This is a genomic window from Erythrobacter sp. SDW2 (assembly GCF_021431965.1).
GTDB lineage: Bacteria > Pseudomonadota > Alphaproteobacteria > Sphingomonadales > Sphingomonadaceae > Parerythrobacter.
The window spans coordinates 2,153,252-2,168,545 of sequence record NZ_CP090370.1; the positions used below are offsets into that span (position 1 = coordinate 2,153,252).

General features: G+C 63.5%; 16 protein-coding genes and 1 tRNA gene. 4 read left to right on the forward strand and 13 right to left on the reverse strand.

Features of this window, described 5'->3' with window-relative positions; all coding sequences use genetic code 11:
* Positions 1 to 51: 51 nt before the first annotated feature.
* The 6 genes from rseP to pyrH form a co-directional block, all read right to left on the reverse strand.
* A complete protein-coding gene (gene rseP, locus LY632_RS10455) occupies positions 52 to 1,188 on the reverse strand; it encodes an RIP metalloprotease RseP (RefSeq protein ID WP_234091076.1) in 1,137 nt (378 codons plus the stop codon).
* 1 nt (position 1,189) lies between these two features.
* Complete coding sequence (gene dxr, locus LY632_RS10460; protein WP_234091077.1) at positions 1,190 to 2,344, reverse strand: 1-deoxy-D-xylulose-5-phosphate reductoisomerase; 1,155 nt, start codon at positions 2,342 to 2,344, stop codon at positions 1,190 to 1,192.
* A 4-nt stretch (positions 2,345 to 2,348) separates the two neighbouring features.
* Positions 2,349 to 3,065 (reverse strand): phosphatidate cytidylyltransferase, encoded by a 717-nt coding sequence (locus LY632_RS10465; RefSeq protein WP_234091078.1) that lies wholly within the window; start codon positions 3,063 to 3,065, stop codon positions 2,349 to 2,351.
* Positions 3,052 to 3,693, reverse strand: coding sequence for a polyprenyl diphosphate synthase (gene uppS / locus LY632_RS10470; protein ID WP_234093222.1), 642 nt, complete (start codon positions 3,691 to 3,693; stop codon positions 3,052 to 3,054). Before uppS ends, LY632_RS10465 begins: the two co-directional genes overlap by 14 nt.
* 67 nt (positions 3,694 to 3,760) lie before the next feature.
* Complete coding sequence (frr, locus tag LY632_RS10475) at positions 3,761 to 4,318, reverse strand: ribosome recycling factor (RefSeq protein WP_234091079.1); 558 nt, start codon at positions 4,316 to 4,318, stop codon at positions 3,761 to 3,763.
* Between the two features lie 24 nt (positions 4,319 to 4,342).
* The gene (gene pyrH / locus LY632_RS10480; RefSeq protein ID WP_234091080.1) at positions 4,343 to 5,059 is read right to left on the reverse strand and encodes a UMP kinase; all 717 of its coding nucleotides are present in this window, start codon (positions 5,057 to 5,059) and stop codon (positions 4,343 to 4,345) included.
* A gap of 115 nt (positions 5,060 to 5,174) precedes the next feature.
* On the opposite strand from pyrH, the gene LY632_RS10485 reads away from it, so the two are divergent.
* Positions 5,175 to 6,242: an MBL fold metallo-hydrolase gene (locus LY632_RS10485; protein ID WP_234091081.1), complete on the forward strand. Its 1,068-nt coding sequence runs from the start codon at positions 5,175 to 5,177 to the stop codon at positions 6,240 to 6,242.
* Positions 6,239 to 7,093, forward strand: a complete 855-nt coding sequence (locus LY632_RS10490; RefSeq protein ID WP_234091082.1) for a metallophosphoesterase — start codon at positions 6,239 to 6,241, stop codon at positions 7,091 to 7,093. The genes LY632_RS10485 and LY632_RS10490 overlap by 4 nt, the downstream gene beginning before the upstream one ends.
* Here the strand turns inward: LY632_RS10490 and LY632_RS10495 are convergent.
* The 3 genes from LY632_RS10495 to rpsB form a co-directional block, all read right to left on the reverse strand.
* Positions 7,044 to 7,973, reverse strand: coding sequence for an alpha/beta hydrolase (locus LY632_RS10495; RefSeq protein WP_234091083.1), 930 nt, complete (start codon positions 7,971 to 7,973; stop codon positions 7,044 to 7,046). The genes LY632_RS10490 and LY632_RS10495 overlap by 50 nt on opposite strands.
* 120 nt (positions 7,974 to 8,093) lie before the next feature.
* The gene (tsf, locus tag LY632_RS10500) at positions 8,094 to 9,017 is read right to left on the reverse strand and encodes a translation elongation factor Ts (RefSeq protein ID WP_234091084.1); all 924 of its coding nucleotides are present in this window, start codon (positions 9,015 to 9,017) and stop codon (positions 8,094 to 8,096) included.
* A 107-nt stretch (positions 9,018 to 9,124) separates the two neighbouring features.
* Positions 9,125 to 9,865 (reverse strand): 30S ribosomal protein S2, encoded by a 741-nt coding sequence (gene rpsB / locus LY632_RS10505; protein ID WP_234091085.1) that lies wholly within the window; start codon positions 9,863 to 9,865, stop codon positions 9,125 to 9,127.
* Between the two features lie 338 nt (positions 9,866 to 10,203).
* Here rpsB and LY632_RS10510 point away from each other — a divergent pair, with 338 nt between their 5' ends.
* Positions 10,204 to 10,440: a hypothetical protein gene (locus tag LY632_RS10510; protein ID WP_234091086.1), complete on the forward strand. Its 237-nt coding sequence runs from the start codon at positions 10,204 to 10,206 to the stop codon at positions 10,438 to 10,440.
* On the opposite strand, the gene LY632_RS10515 is transcribed toward LY632_RS10510, so the two are convergent.
* Genes LY632_RS10515 through LY632_RS10525 form a run of 3 tightly spaced genes read right to left on the reverse strand, consistent with a single transcriptional unit; the run spans position 10,403 to position 13,133 of the window.
* Entirely contained in the window at positions 10,403 to 11,218 is an 816-nt protein-coding gene (locus tag LY632_RS10515; protein ID WP_234091087.1) for a phosphatidylcholine/phosphatidylserine synthase, read from the reverse strand. The genes LY632_RS10510 and LY632_RS10515 overlap by 38 nt on opposite strands.
* A complete protein-coding gene (locus tag LY632_RS10520; protein ID WP_234091088.1) occupies positions 11,215 to 11,964 on the reverse strand; it encodes a phosphatidylserine decarboxylase in 750 nt (249 codons plus the stop codon). The genes LY632_RS10515 and LY632_RS10520 overlap by 4 nt, the downstream gene beginning before the upstream one ends.
* Before the next feature lie 38 nt (positions 11,965 to 12,002).
* Entirely contained in the window at positions 12,003 to 13,133 is a 1,131-nt protein-coding gene (locus LY632_RS10525) for a beta-ketoacyl-ACP synthase III (RefSeq protein ID WP_234091089.1), read from the reverse strand.
* A 102-nt stretch (positions 13,134 to 13,235) separates the two neighbouring features.
* On the opposite strand from LY632_RS10525, the gene LY632_RS10530 reads away from it, so the two are divergent.
* Entirely contained in the window at positions 13,236 to 15,134 is a 1,899-nt protein-coding gene (locus LY632_RS10530) for a beta-galactosidase (protein ID WP_234091090.1), read from the forward strand.
* 9 nt (positions 15,135 to 15,143) lie between these two features.
* Here LY632_RS10530 and LY632_RS10535 read toward each other — a convergent pair.
* Positions 15,144 to 15,229, reverse strand: a tRNA-Tyr gene (locus LY632_RS10535).
* Positions 15,230 to 15,294: the final 65 nt, after the last annotated feature.

Consider the following 15,294-nt stretch of genomic DNA (forward strand, 5'->3'; position numbering starts at 1 on the left):
CAAGCAGGAGAGTGCCCATTGGACCCTCTGATGCCGCCCTGTCCCCCACTATCACCCGAACGGTGACAGCGAAACCAGGTCGTTGAAAGTGACGAACAGCATCAGCATGAGCACGAGAGCCATGCCGGTGCGATACGCCCATTCCATCCCACGTGCGCCAACCGGCTTCCTGCGGACAGCCTCTGCCGCGTAGAAAGCCAGGTGCCCGCCGTCGAGGCCCGGGATTGGCAGCAGGTTGATGAATGCCAAGTTAAGCGAAATCAGCGCGGCGAAATTGACGAAGGAGAGCCAGCCCAGACTGAGCTGTTCGCCGGAATACTTGGCAATCTTGATCGGCCCGCCGAGCTCCTTGACCGAGCGCTGGCCAGTCACGATCTGCTTGATCCCGGTGACCATCATAACGGTCATGCGGCCGGTTTCCTCGACCGCAAGCCCGACCGAGCTGAACAGGCCCTGCGGCACGAATTCGGTCTCGGCCTCCGCGGCCTGAATGCCGATCAGCCCGATGCGCGAAGGATTGCCGAAGCGGTCGGTCACTTCCATGCTCATGGTGCGGACGGAAAAATCGAGTGGCTTGCCATCGCGCTCGACCCGCACGCCCAGCACCTCATCGGGATAGGCCATGACGGCTTGCTGCACGTCCATCAGCTTGTCGACGCGCTTGCCTTCGATGGCCACGATCCGGTCGCCAAGCTCGATCCCTGCCTTCCGGGCGGGCGAACCTTCAGGGAATGCAGCAATGGTCAGCTGCTGTTCGGCATCCTTTGCCACGGGATAACCGATCGCCATGAAGAAGCCTGCGAAGATCGCCAGCGTCACGAGAATATTCGCCACCGGCCCGGCGGCAACGATCAGCGCCCGCTTGCCGAGCGAAGCGTGGTGGAAACTACCCTCGCGCTCCGCTTCGCCAGCGGCGGCGATCGCATCGCTGTCGGGCACGCTCGCAGGGTTCATGTCGCCCTTGAACTGGACATAGCCGCCCAGCGGCAGGACGGAGAGCCGCCAGCGGGTGCCGTGTCTGTCGGTAAAGCCCGCGATTTCCTTGCCGAAGCCGATGGAGAAGATATCGGCCTTCACCCCCGACCAGCGGCCGACCAGGTAGTGACCCAGCTCGTGCAGCGTGATCAGCGGCCCCAGCAGCAGCAGGAAGCCGAGGATATACATCCAGAAAGGCGGCGATTCGAACATCTCAGGCAGTCTCCAGCAGTGCGGCGGTGCGCACCCGCGTCTCGCTGTCTAGCGCAAGGACCTCGTCGAGCGAAGCCGGGGCAGAGGATACGGCGGTTTGATTGAGGATCTGTTCCACCGATAGGGCAATGCGGGTGAACGGTATCTGACCGGCAAGGAAGGCGGCAACGGCCACTTCATTGGCGGCATTGAGCATGGCCGGGGCCGCCCCGCCCGCCTGCGCCGCCTCGCGCGCCAGCCTTGTGGCAGGGAACCGCACTTCGTCCGGGGCAAAGAAGGTCAGTTCGCCCAAGGCCACAAGGTCGAGCGGCTTGCACGGCGTTTGCATCCGCCGCGGCCAGGCGAGACAAGAGGCAATCGGCACCTTCATGTCCGACGGGCCCAGCTGGGCCAGTGTCGAGCCATCGCGATATTCGACCATCGAATGGATCACGCTCTGCGGGTGGACCACGATCCTGATCCTGTCGAGCCCGACCGGGAACAGGTGCCACGCCTCGATCAGCTCCAGCCCCTTGTTGAACATGGTGGCGCTGTCGACGCTGATCTTGGCGCCCATCGACCAGTTGGGATGCGCCACCGCCTGCGCCGGGGACACATGGTGGAGTTCCTCCGCCGAAAGCGTGCGCAGTGGCCCGCCGCTGGCGGTCAGCGTGATCCAGCGCACATCCTCGATGGCATTGCCGGCAAGGCACTGGAAAATTGCGTTATGCTCGCTGTCGACCGGCAGCAGTGTCGCGCCATGCTTGGCGACCGCGGCAGTCATCACGTCGCCCGCCGAGACCAGCGCTTCCTTGTTGGCGAGGGCAATGGTGCCGCCCTGCTCGATGGCCGCCATCACCGGGCCGAGCCCGGCACAGCCGACAATGGCAGCGACAGTGATGTCGACAGGGCGCGAGGCGACTTCGCACAGCGCCGCCCTGCCCCCGGCTGCCTCGATCCCGCTGCCCGCAAGCGCCTCGCGCAAGTCCGGCAGGCAAGCCTCGTCGGCCACTACCGCCACCTTGGCGGAGAACTCGCGGGCGAGCGCCGCCAGCTCGGCCACGTTGCCATTGGCCGTCAGGGCCTCGACCTGCCACGCGGCGCGATCCTGCCGGATCAGGTCAAGCGTCGAGGTACCGACTGAGCCGGTAGCACCAAGGAGAGTGATCGAACGCATCGTCTCAGCCGCCGAAATAGCCGAACAGCACGCCGATGACGATGCTTACAGGCAGCAAGCCGTCGACCCGGTCGAACACGCCGCCGTGCCCTGGAATCAGCTTCGAGGAGTCCTTCACCCCCGCCTTGCGCTTGAGCCAGCTCTCGAAGAAGTCGCCGCATTGCGCGACAACCGCAAGGCCCGCGCCGAGGGAGGCGATGGTGAGGAACTCGACGCGGTTCTCCGACAGGATTTCGGACACCGTGCCGAAACCGCCGATGAAGTAGTAGACCGTGCCCAGGATGACGAGGAAAATTGCTGCGCCCGCCATGCCGCCCAGCAGCCCGGCCCATGTCTTGGACGGGCTGATCGCGGGTGCAATCTTCGGCCCACCGATGCTGCGGCCGGCGAAATAGGCAAAAACGTCAGTGAACACGACCGTCCCCACCGCTGCGCCGAAGAACAGCAAGGGCAATTGCAGCATCATCCAGACAGCCAGCCCGATATAGGCCGCACCGGCGATGATGCCCGCGATCCGGAACGAAGGGTTGGCGGTCGCCTTCATCGCCAGCAGGACGAATTCGGCGAAGCACAACGCGCCGACCACCAGCACCAGCCATTGCAGGTAGGGGTCGTTGTTCCAGATCGCCGCGCCAAGGATGGCGAGCATTAACACGGCGGACACCAACCGCACCGGCAGGTCGGACTTGGGCTTTGCCGTCACAACACTAGCGTCCGCCAAAGCGTCTCTCCCGATTGGCAAATTCTCCCAGTGCCTGCGCCAGGTGCGCGGGCGTGAAGTCGGGCCACAGCGTATCGACAAACATCATCTCGGCATAGGCCGCCTGCCACAGCAGGAAATTCGACAGCCTAACCTCGCCGCTGGTGCGGATCAGCAGGTCGAGCGGCGGCAATCCGGCGGAGAACAGGTTGGCCTCGATGCTTTCCTGCGTGATCTCGCCGCTGGCCGCCGCAGCTTTGGCAGCATGGACGATTTCCGCCTGCCCGCCATAGTTGAGCGCGACGGCCAGCGTGCGCGAGCCCTTGGCGGTCTGCTCCAGCGCGTCTTCCAGCATCGCGACGATATCGGGCGCCAGCGCGCGCCAGTCACCGAGGATATGCAGCTTTACATCGTTGGCGATGAATTCGGCTAGGTCGGATTTTATGAACTTGCGCATCAGGTCCATCAGGTCGTCGACCTCTTCCTCCGGCCGCTTCCAGTTTTCCGAGCTGAAGGCATAGAGCGTCAGGCACTCGACTGACGTATCCTTGAGGCCGCGCACCAGTTCGCGCACCGCTTCCACGCCCTTGCGATGCCCCATCGCGCGGGGCAGGTGCTTTCGCTTGGCCCAGCGGCCATTGCCATCCATTATGATGGCGACATGGCGGGCCTGTTGAGCGCCCTCGGTCACAATCTTCCCCCGAATATCACGACGCTCACTGCGTCATGATTTCCTTTTCCTTGGCCTCGGCGGCGCTGTCGGTTTCGGCGACATATTTGTCGGTCAGCTTCTGGACCTCGTCCTCGGCGCGCTTGCGCTCGTCCTCCGAGATTTCCTTCTTCTTCTCGTCTTCCTTGAGCGCTTCGTTGGCGTCGCGGCGGACGTTGCGGATCGCGACCTTGGCCTTCTCGGCATATTGTCCGGCGAGCTTGGCCAGTTCCTTGCGGCGTTCCTCGGTCAGGTCGGGCAGCGGCAGGCGGATGGTCTGGCCATCGATCATCGGGTTGAGGCCAAGATTGGCCTTGGCGATGCCCTTCTCCACCGCGGTCAGGTTCGACTTGTCCCACACCTGCACGCTCAGCATGCGCGGCTCGGGCGCGGAAACGGTCGCCACCTGGTTAAGCGGCATCATCGCGCCATAGACTTCGCACACCACCGGATCGAGCAGGCTGGTGTTGGCGCGTCCGGTGCGCAGGCCGCCAAGGTCGCTCTTGAGGGCTTCCACTGCGCCCTTCATGCGGCGTTCCACGTCCGCCTTGTCATACTTGGCCATTGTCAGTCTTCCTTCTTCACGCCCTTATTTCTTAACAATGGTCTGGGCGCCCTCGCCCGCCAGCACCCGCGCGAGATTGCCCTTTTCGCGGATCGAGAAGACCACGATCGGGATATCGTTGTCGCGGCAGAGCGCCACGGCAGAGGCGTCCATCACCTTGAGATTATCAGCCAGCACCTTGTCGTAACTGACTGTGTCATAACGTTTTGCATCGGGGTTCTTCTTGGGGTCGCTGTCATAGACCCCGTCGACGCTGGTCCCCTTGAGCAGCGCATCGCAACGCATTTCCGCCGCGCGGAGCGCCGCGCCGCTGTCGGTGGTGAAATAGGGCGCGCCAACCCCGGCGGCAAAAATCACCACGCGGCCCTTCTCGAGATGCCGCTCGGCGCGGCGGCGGATCACCGGTTCGCACACCTGGTCCATCTGCACCGCACTCTGCACCCGGGTCTGCACGCCCAGTTGTTCGAGCGCGTTCTGCATCGCCAGCGCGTTCATCACCGTCGCCAGCATCCCCATGTAGTCGGCCTGCGCCCGGTCCATGCCCTGGGCCGCGCCCGCCATGCCGCGGAAAATGTTGCCCCCGCCGATAACCAGGCAGATCTGCAAACCGCGATCCTTGGCCGCCTTCACTTCCTTGGCCAGTTCCATGACAAAGGAGGGATCGATGCCAAACTGCTGGTCCCCCATCAGGACTTCGCCCGAGAGTTTCAGGAGAATGCGTTTGGCGGAGGTGAGCGGCATGGGCGGCGAGAATCCGTGCTGATAAAGGGATGGCGGTTCCCTTAGCGAGCAAGCTACAACCGCGCAAAGGGAAAGGGGCTGCAGGTCCTGTGCAGGAACGGGGGAGGTTCGAGCGATGAAACGTAAGCTGCTGTTCGGGGTCTTGCTGCTGATCGTGGCTGCGGCCGGGCTAACGGTGCTGTTCCAGAAGCAGATTGGCGAGCGGCTGTTCGCGCAAGGTGCCGCCAGCCGGATCGACAATGCTGGCCTGGATCTTGGCGATGGCCTGCATTTGATCCTGTGCGGAACCGGTTCGCCCCTGCCCAACCCCGACCGCGCCGGGCCGTGCAATGTGGTGGTGGCCGACGACCAGGCCTTCGTCGTCGACATCGGCGAAGGCGGCGCGCGCAATCTCAACCTGATCGGCTTCGATATCGCCTCGCTCGACGGGCTGCTGCTGACCCATTTCCATTCCGACCATATCGACGGCATGGGACCGCTGGCGCTGTTCTACTGGACGCAAGGATCGGCCACGGCACCGCTGCCGCTCATCGGGCCGCAAGGGGTGGAGCGTGTTGCCGATGGGTTCAACGCCGCCTACGCGCTCGACCACGGTTACCGGGTGGCGCACCATGGTACCGACATCGTCCCCGAGACCGGCGGCGGGCTGCGCGCCATGCCCTTTGCAATTGGCGAGCAGCCGGTGGTGGTGCTGGAGCGCGGGGGCCTCAGGATCACCGCCTTCCGCGTCGATCACGATCCGGTGCGGCCAAGCGTCGGTTATCGCTTCGACTACAAGGGCAGATCGATCGTGATCAGCGGCGATGCCGCGCGCTCGCCAATGCTGGATCGGGCCGCCAAGGGCGCCGATATCCTCGTCCACGATGCACTCCAACCCGGGCTGGTCGGTGCCATGACCAGTGCGCTGGAAGCCGACGGTCAGGCCAACACCGCCAAGATCACCCGCGACATCCTCGATTACCATGCCTCACCCGAAGATGCGGCCAGAAGCGCACAGGTGGCCGGGGTCGGGCGGCTGGTGCTTTCGCACCTTGTCCCTCCGATCCCCAATGCGTTCTTCTATCCGGCCTTCATCGGCGATGCGGCGACATATTTCGAGGGCGAGATCACCGTGGGTGAGGACGGAATGGTGTTTTCGCTGATGCCAGACACATCTGCAATCAAGCTGGGGAAGCGATTGTGAACCTCACTCGCTGGCTGGGTCTGGCCGCGCTTCTCGCTGGCCTGGTGGGCGGCAAGGCGCTGTTCGATACATTAAGCGATCCCGTGGTAATGCAAACCTCGCTCGGCACACGCGCGCTGCCTGTCGGTGCGCAGCCCGTCACCATAGCACTGATCAGTGACATCCATGTTGCGGGCCCCGATATGCCGCCGTCACGACTGAAACGCATCGTCAGGCAGATCAACCGGTTGCAGCCCGATCTTGTGATGATTGCTGGCGACCTGATCAGCGAGAAGCGTCTCTCCACGCACGTTTACTCAGCCGAAGAGGTTGTCGAGCCGCTAGGCCGTTTGCGAGCTCCGCTGGGCACTGTTCTGGTGCCCGGAAATCACGACCACTGGTTCGACCTGCCTGCCCTCGAAGTCGAACTCATGCAGCGCAACATTCGCGTACTCCGCAACGACGCGCTGCAAATAGGCCCGCTAGCCGTCGGAGGGCTCGACGACGATTTCACCCGCCACGGCGATGTCCGCAAGACTCTGGCGGCGATGGACGGACTCAGGGGGCCGCGCGTGATGCTGAGCCACAGCCCCGATCCCTTTCCCGATATGCCGTCCGATGTCGTGCTGTTTCTCGCCGGACACACCCACTGCGGCCAGATCGCTTATCCGTGGGGCGGCGCGCCAGCCACCATGTCGGATTACGGAAATCGCTATGCCTGCGGCCGGATCGACGAGCGTGGCAAGGTGCTGGTCACCAGCGCTGGGCTCGGAACGAGCCTTGTCCCTGTACGGCTTTTCACCCGGCCGGAAATCTGGCTGATTACCTTGAAGCCTGGATTGCTGGCAGAAGGCGCAACAGCCCGCGAGTGAAGCCACGCGGCGCCACCGACATGTGATCTTCGCCATCGAGGACTTCGGAGTTCAGTTCGAGGCCGGGATAATTCCTGGCTTCGAGCATGCCGGCGAAGGTCGCGTTGTCGGCCACCATGTCGACTTCCTGCATGTAGCGCCGGTCGCCGACGCGTAGTGCCTCGAACTCGCCGACATACATGTAAACGTCGGCATTGATGTTCTGGCGCACACCCAGCAGTGCAGGAGCTGCCTTGATCAGGTGCTTCTTGTCGAACCAGAACGATGGGCTGCCAAGCAGATAGCCGCTGAACATCCCGGGTTGTGTGAGCAGGATCTGCGCCCCGAGCAGTCCGCCATAGGAATGGCCGACGTAGATCCGCCGGTCGGGCAGCGTGCGCCATTTGCCCTCGACGTAAGGCAAGACCGCATCGCGCAGGTAATCGCGATAGGCCAGGCCTTGGCCGTGGACAGCTCCGGCAGGAGCGTCGCTCGCCCCCCGCTCCGATGGCGTGTAGTCGCGGCGGCGGCTCGCCATGGTGTCTTCGCCGACAGCGTAGGACAGGCCGACCAGGATGAATTCCTCGACCTTCGGCCCCGCCCCGTTCATGCGGCGGCCGATGAGGCGCAGCATGGGAAAGCCGTAATCGGCATCGGTGACATAGACGACGGGATAACGCTTATCCGGGTTGGCGTCGTAGCTCGGCGGGAGACTCACGTAGATCTGGTATTCGATCCCGCGCTTGGCATCGTCGATCTGGTGAACTTCGCTGCCGAGCAATTCGTAAGGCGCGCCGCCAGCGCGCTGTGAAGGCGCTTCGTTCGTTCCAGAGATGGCTTTCATGCCGCCGCACGCCAGAAGGCTGGCGGCCAACAGGCCGGCCAAAGCGATTTTTCCCATTTTGCCCCGTCCAGTGATGTTCAACGTTCCGGGCCCGGTTAAAGGCAGGCGCGAAAACGACAACGGGGCGGGTGTGCTGCTACACCCGCCCCGTTCTGTTTTTCGGACGAACCGAGCGGCTTAGCCGGCGACAGCGGCCGCCACTTCCGCAGCAAAGTCGCTTTCTTCCTTCTCGATGCCTTCGCCGAGCTGGAAGCGGACGTAGTCCTTCAGCACGATGGCCGAACCGGCGTCCTTGGCGGCCTGGGCCACGACGTCGGCAATGGTAGTCTTGCCGTCGATCACGAAGATCTGGCTGAGGAGCGCGTTCTCCTTGGCGAACTTCTTGATCGCGCCGTCGACCATCTTTTCCTGCACGTCGGCGGGCTTGCCGCTTTCGGCAGCCTTCTCGGCCGCGATCTTGCGTTCGCGGGCGATCAGGTCGGCGTCGAGGCCGTCGGCGTCGAGCGCCAGCGGGAAGGCGGCGGCGATGTGCATCGCCAGCTGCTTGCCGAGGCCGGTGAGGACTTCGGGATTGGCTTCGCTTTCGAGCGCGACCAGCACGCCGATCTTGCCGAGGTTCGGCGCGGCAGCGTTGTGCATGTAAGGCACGACCACGCCCTGCGAGACCGAAACGGTCTTCATGCGGCGAACCTGCTGGTTCTCGCCGATGGTGGCGACGTTGTTGGTCAGCTTGTCCATCACAGTGCCGCCATCAGGATAGGCAGCGGCCTTGAGCGCCTCGATATCGTCGCCGCCCAGGCCCAGCGCGACTGCGGTGGTCTTGCGGACGAAATCCTGGAACTGCTCGTTCTTGGCGACGAAGTCGGTTTCCGAGTTCACTTCGACGGCGACGGCCTTGGTGCCTTCAACGGCGACGCCGACGAGGCCTTCCGCAGCGGTGCGGCTCGACTTCTTCTGGACGGCTGCGAGGCCCTTGGCGCGCAGGGCATCGATCGCGGCTTCGATGTCGCCATTGGTCTCTTCGAGAGCCTTCTTGGCGTCCATCATGCCCGCGCCCGAAAGCTCGCGCAGTTTCTTCACATCAGCGGCGGTGAAAGCCATGATACAATTCCTTCGTGATCCCCGGGGGGATTATCTGGGGGGGGTAAGCGCCCGGACCGAGCTTCGATCCGGGCCGCTAGAGCGGGTTTGTGTCGCTGCGGCGACGCTCAGGCGTCGACAGCTTCCTCAACCGGCGGGTTTTCCATGTCGCCGACGTCGGCACCGCGACCGCCGTGACGCTTCGCCGCCTGGGCGAAGGCGTCGCAATAGAGGCGCACGGCACGGGCTGCGTCATCATTGCCCGGAACCGGGAAGGCGATGCCGCTCGGATCGACATTGCTGTCGAGGATGCCGACCACGGGAATACCGAGCACATTGGCTTCCTTGATGGCGAGATCTTCCTTGTTGGCGTCGATCAAGATCATCACGTCGGGCACACCGCCCATGTCACGGATGCCGCCGAGCGAAAGGTTCAGCTTGTCACGCTCACGGGTGAGGTTGAGCACTTCCTTCTTGGTCAGGCCGCTGGTGTCGCCTGAAAGCTGCTCTTCCAGCGTCTTGAGGCGCTTGATCGAGCCCGAGATGGTCTTCCAGTTGGTGAGCATCCCGCCCAGCCAGCGGTGGTTGACGAAGTGCTGGCCCGAGGCGCGGGCGGCCTCGGCGATCGGCTCCTGCGCCTGGCGCTTGGTGCCGACGAACAGGACCTTGCCGCCAGCGGCAGCGGTCGAAGCGACGAAGTCGAGCGCACGCGCCATCAGCGGCACGGTCTGCGACAGGTCGATGATGTGGACACCGTTGCGCGCGCCGAAGATGTACGGCTTCATGCGCGGGTTCCAGCGGTGGGTCTGGTGGCCGAAGTGTGCGCCGGCCTCGATCAGTTGCTGCATCGTGACGGTAGGAGCCGCCATAGTCATATTCCTTTCCGGTTGTGCCTCTGGAAAGCTGGAACCGTGCGGGTCTCCCGCTGCGGCACCGGTATGTGTGCTTTCCATGTGGATTTCCGCTGCTGGAAAGTGCGGGATGCACTCGCCGAACTGCGGATGCGCGCGCCCTTAGAGGGCAATGAGGGAAAAATCCAGCACCAATTTGCCGCAGGAAAAACGCGATTCACCTTGTTCCGCGCTTGACAGAGCGGAACAAATCAGGAACAAGGGGATCATTCAGGACCCCGACAGCGTTTCGCTCGTTATCCCTGAGATATCCACAACCTGTCAACAGGCTTGTGGGCAGACCGGAAAGACTGACCATGCTGACTGTTTCGCTCGTGACGCTGTTTGTTCTCGCTGCCGCCGCATCCGTGCTGGTGCTGGCGGATTCTTGGCTCCGCGGGACCTCTGCCTATCGCTCGCTCACGCTCGAGCGCTCGCGCATCGCGGCGCAGGAATGCGCTGCGCGGGTGGTCACCTTTTCGGTGTGGACGGGGGAACACGCCCCCAATCGGGCGGCTATGCGTCCCGCTGCGACGCTTCACGTTGCCGCTTGACCCGGCCATAGCGCACTAGCGCCAGCGGCATGAGGGCAAGGTAACCGATACAGATTACGGCCAGCGTCCACCACGGTTCGACCAGCAGAGCCGCAAATGTGAGGCCTGCAACGAAGATAACTTCCAGCCTGATCGAGCGGCGCGGACGAAGCGAATTCCAGCTGAAGGTCGCCATGTTGGAGATCATCAGCATCGCGATGAGCGCCATCCACGGACCTACCAGCAGCGGCTCGCGGAACGCCTCTTCGCCCGTTGCCAGCCAGAGAAACACCGGCGTAAAGGCCAAACCTGCCCCGGCGGGTGCTGGCACCCCGGTCAGGAAACCGGCCGACTTGTGCGGCTGTTCATCGACGTCGATCTGCGCGTTGAATCGCGCCAAGCGCAAGGCGCATGCGATGGCATAGGCCAGCGCCGCGAACCATCCCAGCCGGGGTATCTCCTGCAGCGACCAGAGATAAAGCATGATCGCAGGCGCCATGCCGAACGAAAGCGAATCCGCCAGACTGTCAAGCTCCGCCCCGAAGCGGCTTTGTGCCTTGAGCAGCCGCGCGATGCGCCCGTCCATGCCGTCGAGCACGCCTGCAATAACGATGGCCATCACGGCCGAGGCCCATTCGCCGGCAATGGCAAAACGGATGCCGGTCAATCCCGCGCACAAAGCGGCGACGGTGATTGCATTGGGTAGAACAGCCCGTAGCGTCAGCCCTCTGCCCCGCCCGCGTACCGGCAGCTCGTCCTCGGCCGACTTGGGTCCGAGACGGTCGCCATCATTGCTCACTGGGCGCAACCCTCGAGCAATCGTTCCTCGCCTACGCGGGCAAGAATCGTCTCGCCGGCGATGACCTTCTGGCCCAGAATAACTTCCGGCCCGGTCCCGGCCGGAAGATAGACATCGACCCGGCTGCCGAACCGGATCAGCCCGATCCGCTGGCCCACGGCAACAATGTCACCCGCTTTGACGAACGGCACGATCCGGCGCGCGACCAGTCCGGCAATCTGGGTGAAGCCGATCCGGAGTCCGTCGGAGCGGGTAACGAGCAGGTGCTGCCGCTCGTTTTCTTCGCTTGCCTTGTCGAGATCGGCGTTGAGGAACTTGCCCGGCACATAAACCAGCCGGCTGACCTGCCCGGCAATCGGCGAGCGGTTGATGTGGACGTCGAACACGCTCATGAAAATCGAGATCCGGGTCAAAGGCTCTGTGCCGAGCCCGGGATTGCCTGCAGCATCCTCGCCCGCCAGTTCGGGCGGTGGCGGTACCACGCTGATCAGCGAGACCAGCCCGTCGGCAGGCGAAACAATCGCTCTCTCGTCCTGCGGCACGACCCGTTCGGGATCACGGAAGAAGGCGAGTACCCCCAGTGTAAGGAAGCCAAGCGGCCAGGCAATCGTCTCCCAGGCGAACAGCGCGGTGATGACCGCGACAATCGCTACGACGATGCCGAATTTGCGCCCTTCGGGGTGGATTGCGGGCCAGCTCCAGCCAGCCTCGCCGCGACCTTTGTTGTCGAGCAGATCTTTTGCCATGGACGTCACCTAGGGTGGTGGAATGTAACCAGCAACCCCTAGCCTGCCTTGCGCACAAACACCGTCCCCGCTGAATAGCCAGCGCCGAAGGAGCAGATCAGCCCGATGTCGCCGACCGCAAGGTCCTGCGAATGCTGGTGAAAAGCGATGATCGAGCCTGCGCTGGAGGTGTTGGCAAAAGTGTCCAGCACCGTGGGGCTTTCGTCCTCGTTTGCCTCGTGCCCCAGCACCCTTTGGGCGATCAGACGGTTCATCCCGGCATTGGCCTGGTGCAGCCAAAGCCGCCGCAGCGAACTCGGCTCGATCCCGAGTCGGCCCGATTCCTCGACGATCATCTGCGCCACCATCGGCACCACTTCCTTGAACACCTTGCGCCCTTCCTGGACGAACAGCTTGTCAGGCGTACCGATCGTTTCAGGTGCTGCGCGGTTGAGAAAGCCGAAGTTGTTTCGGATATTGTTGGAGAAGACCGTCTTCAGCTTGGTGCCGAGGATGTCCCAATGGTCCGCCGGGGCGATCGAGGCGTCTTCGACCAGCACCGCCGTGGCCACGTCGCCAAAGATAAAGTGGCTGTCACGGTCGCGCCAGTTGAGGTGCCCGGAGGTAATCTCGGGGCTGACCACCAGCACGCTCTTCGCATTGCCTGCCCGGATGTAGTCTGCAGCGGTTTGAATGCCGAAGGTGGCCGAGGAGCAAGCGACGTTCATATCGAAGCCGAAGCCGTCGATGCCGAGCGCCTGCTGGATCTCGATCGCCATGGCGGGATAGGCGCGCTGCATATTCGATGCGGCGCAGAGCACGGCGTCGACATCCTTGGCGTCGCGCCCGGCGCGCTCGAGCGCCTGTTGGCACGCCGCGACGCCGATCTCCGCCATGACAGACAGCTCGTCATTGCTCCGTTCGGGCAGACGCGGCTCCATGACATCGGGATCGATGATCGGCGCCTTGCTCATGACATAGCGCGACTTGATCCCGCTCGCCTTCTCGATGAATTCGACCGAGCTTTGGGTCAGGGGCTCAATCTCGCCGGCTTCAATCGCTTCGGCATGAGCGGCGTTGTGCTTGTCGACGAAGGCGTTGAACGCAGCGACCAGCTCTTCATTTGTGATCGATTCCGCCGGGGTAAAAAGGCCCGTGGCGGATATCACGGGTCGGCCTGTGGTTTCCATGCGGGCCTGACTAGTTGCGCGATTTGCCGCCGACAAGCGATTCTGTTGCATCAAACGAAACCGCCATTCACAGAGCGGTGCTGCAACCGGGAAGGATGATCGATGAAGCTCGGCGCTTGCTATTACCCTGAGCATTGGCCGGAGGAACGCTGGCCGACCGATGCCCGCATGATGCGCGAGGCGGGGCTGATCCGCGTCCGTATCGGCGAGTTCGCCTGGAGCAGGATCGAGCCGGAACCCGGCCGGTTCGACTGGGACTGGCTTGATCGTGCTATCGACGTGCTGGCGAATGCCGGGCTTGAAATCATCCTTGGCACCCCCACCGCCACACCGCCCAAGTGGCTGGTCGACCTTACGCCGGACATGGTGGCGCTCGACCGCAATGGTCGCCCGCGCGGCTTCGGCTCGCGGCGGCACTATTGCTTCAGCCACACAGGTTATCGTGAGGAAGCAAAGCGCATCACCCGGGCTGTGGCCGACCGCTATGGCCAGCATCCCGCAGTCGTCGGCTGGCAGACCGACAATGAGTATGGCTGCCACGATACCGTGCAGAGCTTTTCCCCGGCCGCGCGCGATGCCTTCCGGCAATGGCTGGCAGATCGCTATGACGCCATCGATACGCTCAACTGCGCATGGGGCAATGTCTTCTGGAGCATGGAGTACCGCTCCTTCGACGAGATCGAGCTGCCCAACCTGACCGTGACCGAGGCCAATCCCTCACACTGGCTGGCGTTCCGCCGCTTCTCCTCGGACCAGGTGATGGCTTTCAATGCCGCACAGGTGGAGATCCTGCGCGAGCTATCACCCGGGCGCGACATTACCCACAACGCCATGGGGTTCTACACCGGCTACGATCACTTTGCCCTCGGGGCGCAGCTCGATGTGCTCGGGTGGGACAGCTACCCGCTCGGTTTTCTGGAACAATTCCGTTTCAGCGAGGAGGACAAGGTCACCTACGCCCGCACCGGCCACCCGGATATCGCCGCGTTTCACCACGATCTTTACCGCGGCTGCGCGAAAGGCGGGCGCTGGAGCGTGCTCGAGCAGCAACCCGGCCCCGTCAACTGGGCGCGCAACAATCCGGCTCCGCTGCCCGGCATGGTTCATCTGTGGACCATGGAAGCGGCGGCGCATGGGGCCGAGATGCTGTGTTACTTCCGCTGGCGGCAGGCGCCGTTTGCGCAGGAGCAGATGCATGCGGGCCTGCTGCGACCCGATGCCGAGCCTGCCCCGGCCTTCGCCGAAGCACGCCGGTCGTTCGAGGCGCTCGCAGCGCTGGGCAATCATGGCAAGCCGGTGAAGCAGGTGGCCATAGTCTTCTCCTATGATGCCGAATGGATCACCCAGATCCAGCCGCAGGGGCAGGATCTCTCGGCCTTGTGGGCTGCGTTCGAATGCTACTCTGCCTTGCGCGAACGCGGTCTGAATGTGGACTTTGTTGCCCCTGCTGCACCGCTTGATGGTTACAAGCTGGTCGTCGTCCCTTGCTTGCCACATGCTCCTGACGCGATTGTCGCAGCGCTTGAGACGAGCAACGCACAAATCGTCATCGGCCCGCGTTCTGGCAGCAAGACAGCCGAACTGACCATCCCCGAAGGCCTCGCCCCGGGGCCCTTGCGCAAACTCGCCGGGGTCACGGTAAGCCGTAGCGAGAGTCTGCGTCCAGGTCTCGTCCATCGTGGTGATGGTTGGCAACTGACCCGCTGGCTCGACCATGTCGAAGGGTCTGCCGAGGCAGAGCTGGTGTGCGAGGATGGCACCGTAGCCTGTTGGAAGAACGGCAGAATGCGCACCCTCGCAGGCTGGCCCGAGGATTCACTGATCCGGAAGGTGATTGGACTTACCCTTGCCGACGCTGGCATTGACGCTCCGGCCCTTCCCATGGGCCTGCGCCGGGTCACCACGCAGGCCGGGTCATTCTGGTTCAACTACGGACCGCTAACAGTTGAAATCGAAGGAGCAGCTCTCGCCCGGGCGGAGTGGTGCTTCGTGCGAAACTGAGGGATGCGGTGGTGGACAGGGACGGATTCGAACCATCGTACGCTTGCGCGGGCAGATTTACAGTCTGCTGCCTTTAACCACTCGGCCACCTGTCCACATCGCATCATATTCGCGAGGAAATCGGGGCTCCGCGAGGGGCCCCGTTTGCCGAGAGGCGCCC

Bases quoted from the DNA above. Each gene is read 5' to 3' on its own strand.
- tsf (WP_234091084.1), bottom strand. From the start codon at position 9,017: ATGGCTTTCACCGCCGCTGATGTGAAGAAACTGCGCGAGCTTTCGGGC.
- LY632_RS10495 (WP_234091083.1), bottom strand. From the start codon at position 7,973: ATGGGAAAAATCGCTTTGGCCGGCCTGTTGGCCGCCAGCCTTCTGGCG.
- frr (WP_234091079.1), bottom strand. From the start codon at position 4,318: ATGGCCAAGTATGACAAGGCGGACGTGGAACGCCGCATGAAGGGCGCA.
- LY632_RS10520 (WP_234091088.1), bottom strand. From the start codon at position 11,964: ATGGCAAAAGATCTGCTCGACAACAAAGGTCGCGGCGAGGCTGGCTGG.
- rseP (WP_234091076.1), bottom strand. From the start codon at position 1,188: ATGTTCGAATCGCCGCCTTTCTGGATGTATATCCTCGGCTTCCTGCTG.
- LY632_RS10530 (WP_234091090.1), top strand. From the start codon at position 13,236: ATGAAGCTCGGCGCTTGCTATTACCCTGAGCATTGGCCGGAGGAACGC.
- dxr (WP_234091077.1), bottom strand. From the start codon at position 2,344: ATGCGTTCGATCACTCTCCTTGGTGCTACCGGCTCAGTCGGTACCTCG.
- LY632_RS10510 (WP_234091086.1), top strand. From the start codon at position 10,204: ATGCTGACTGTTTCGCTCGTGACGCTGTTTGTTCTCGCTGCCGCCGCA.
- LY632_RS10525 (WP_234091089.1), bottom strand. From the start codon at position 13,133: ATGGAAACCACAGGCCGACCCGTGATATCCGCCACGGGCCTTTTTACC.
- pyrH (WP_234091080.1), bottom strand. From the start codon at position 5,059: ATGCCGCTCACCTCCGCCAAACGCATTCTCCTGAAACTCTCGGGCGAA.
- LY632_RS10485 (WP_234091081.1), top strand. From the start codon at position 5,175: ATGAAACGTAAGCTGCTGTTCGGGGTCTTGCTGCTGATCGTGGCTGCG.
- uppS (WP_234093222.1), bottom strand. From the start codon at position 3,693: ATGGATGGCAATGGCCGCTGGGCCAAGCGAAAGCACCTGCCCCGCGCG.
- rpsB (WP_234091085.1), bottom strand. From the start codon at position 9,865: ATGGCGGCTCCTACCGTCACGATGCAGCAACTGATCGAGGCCGGCGCA.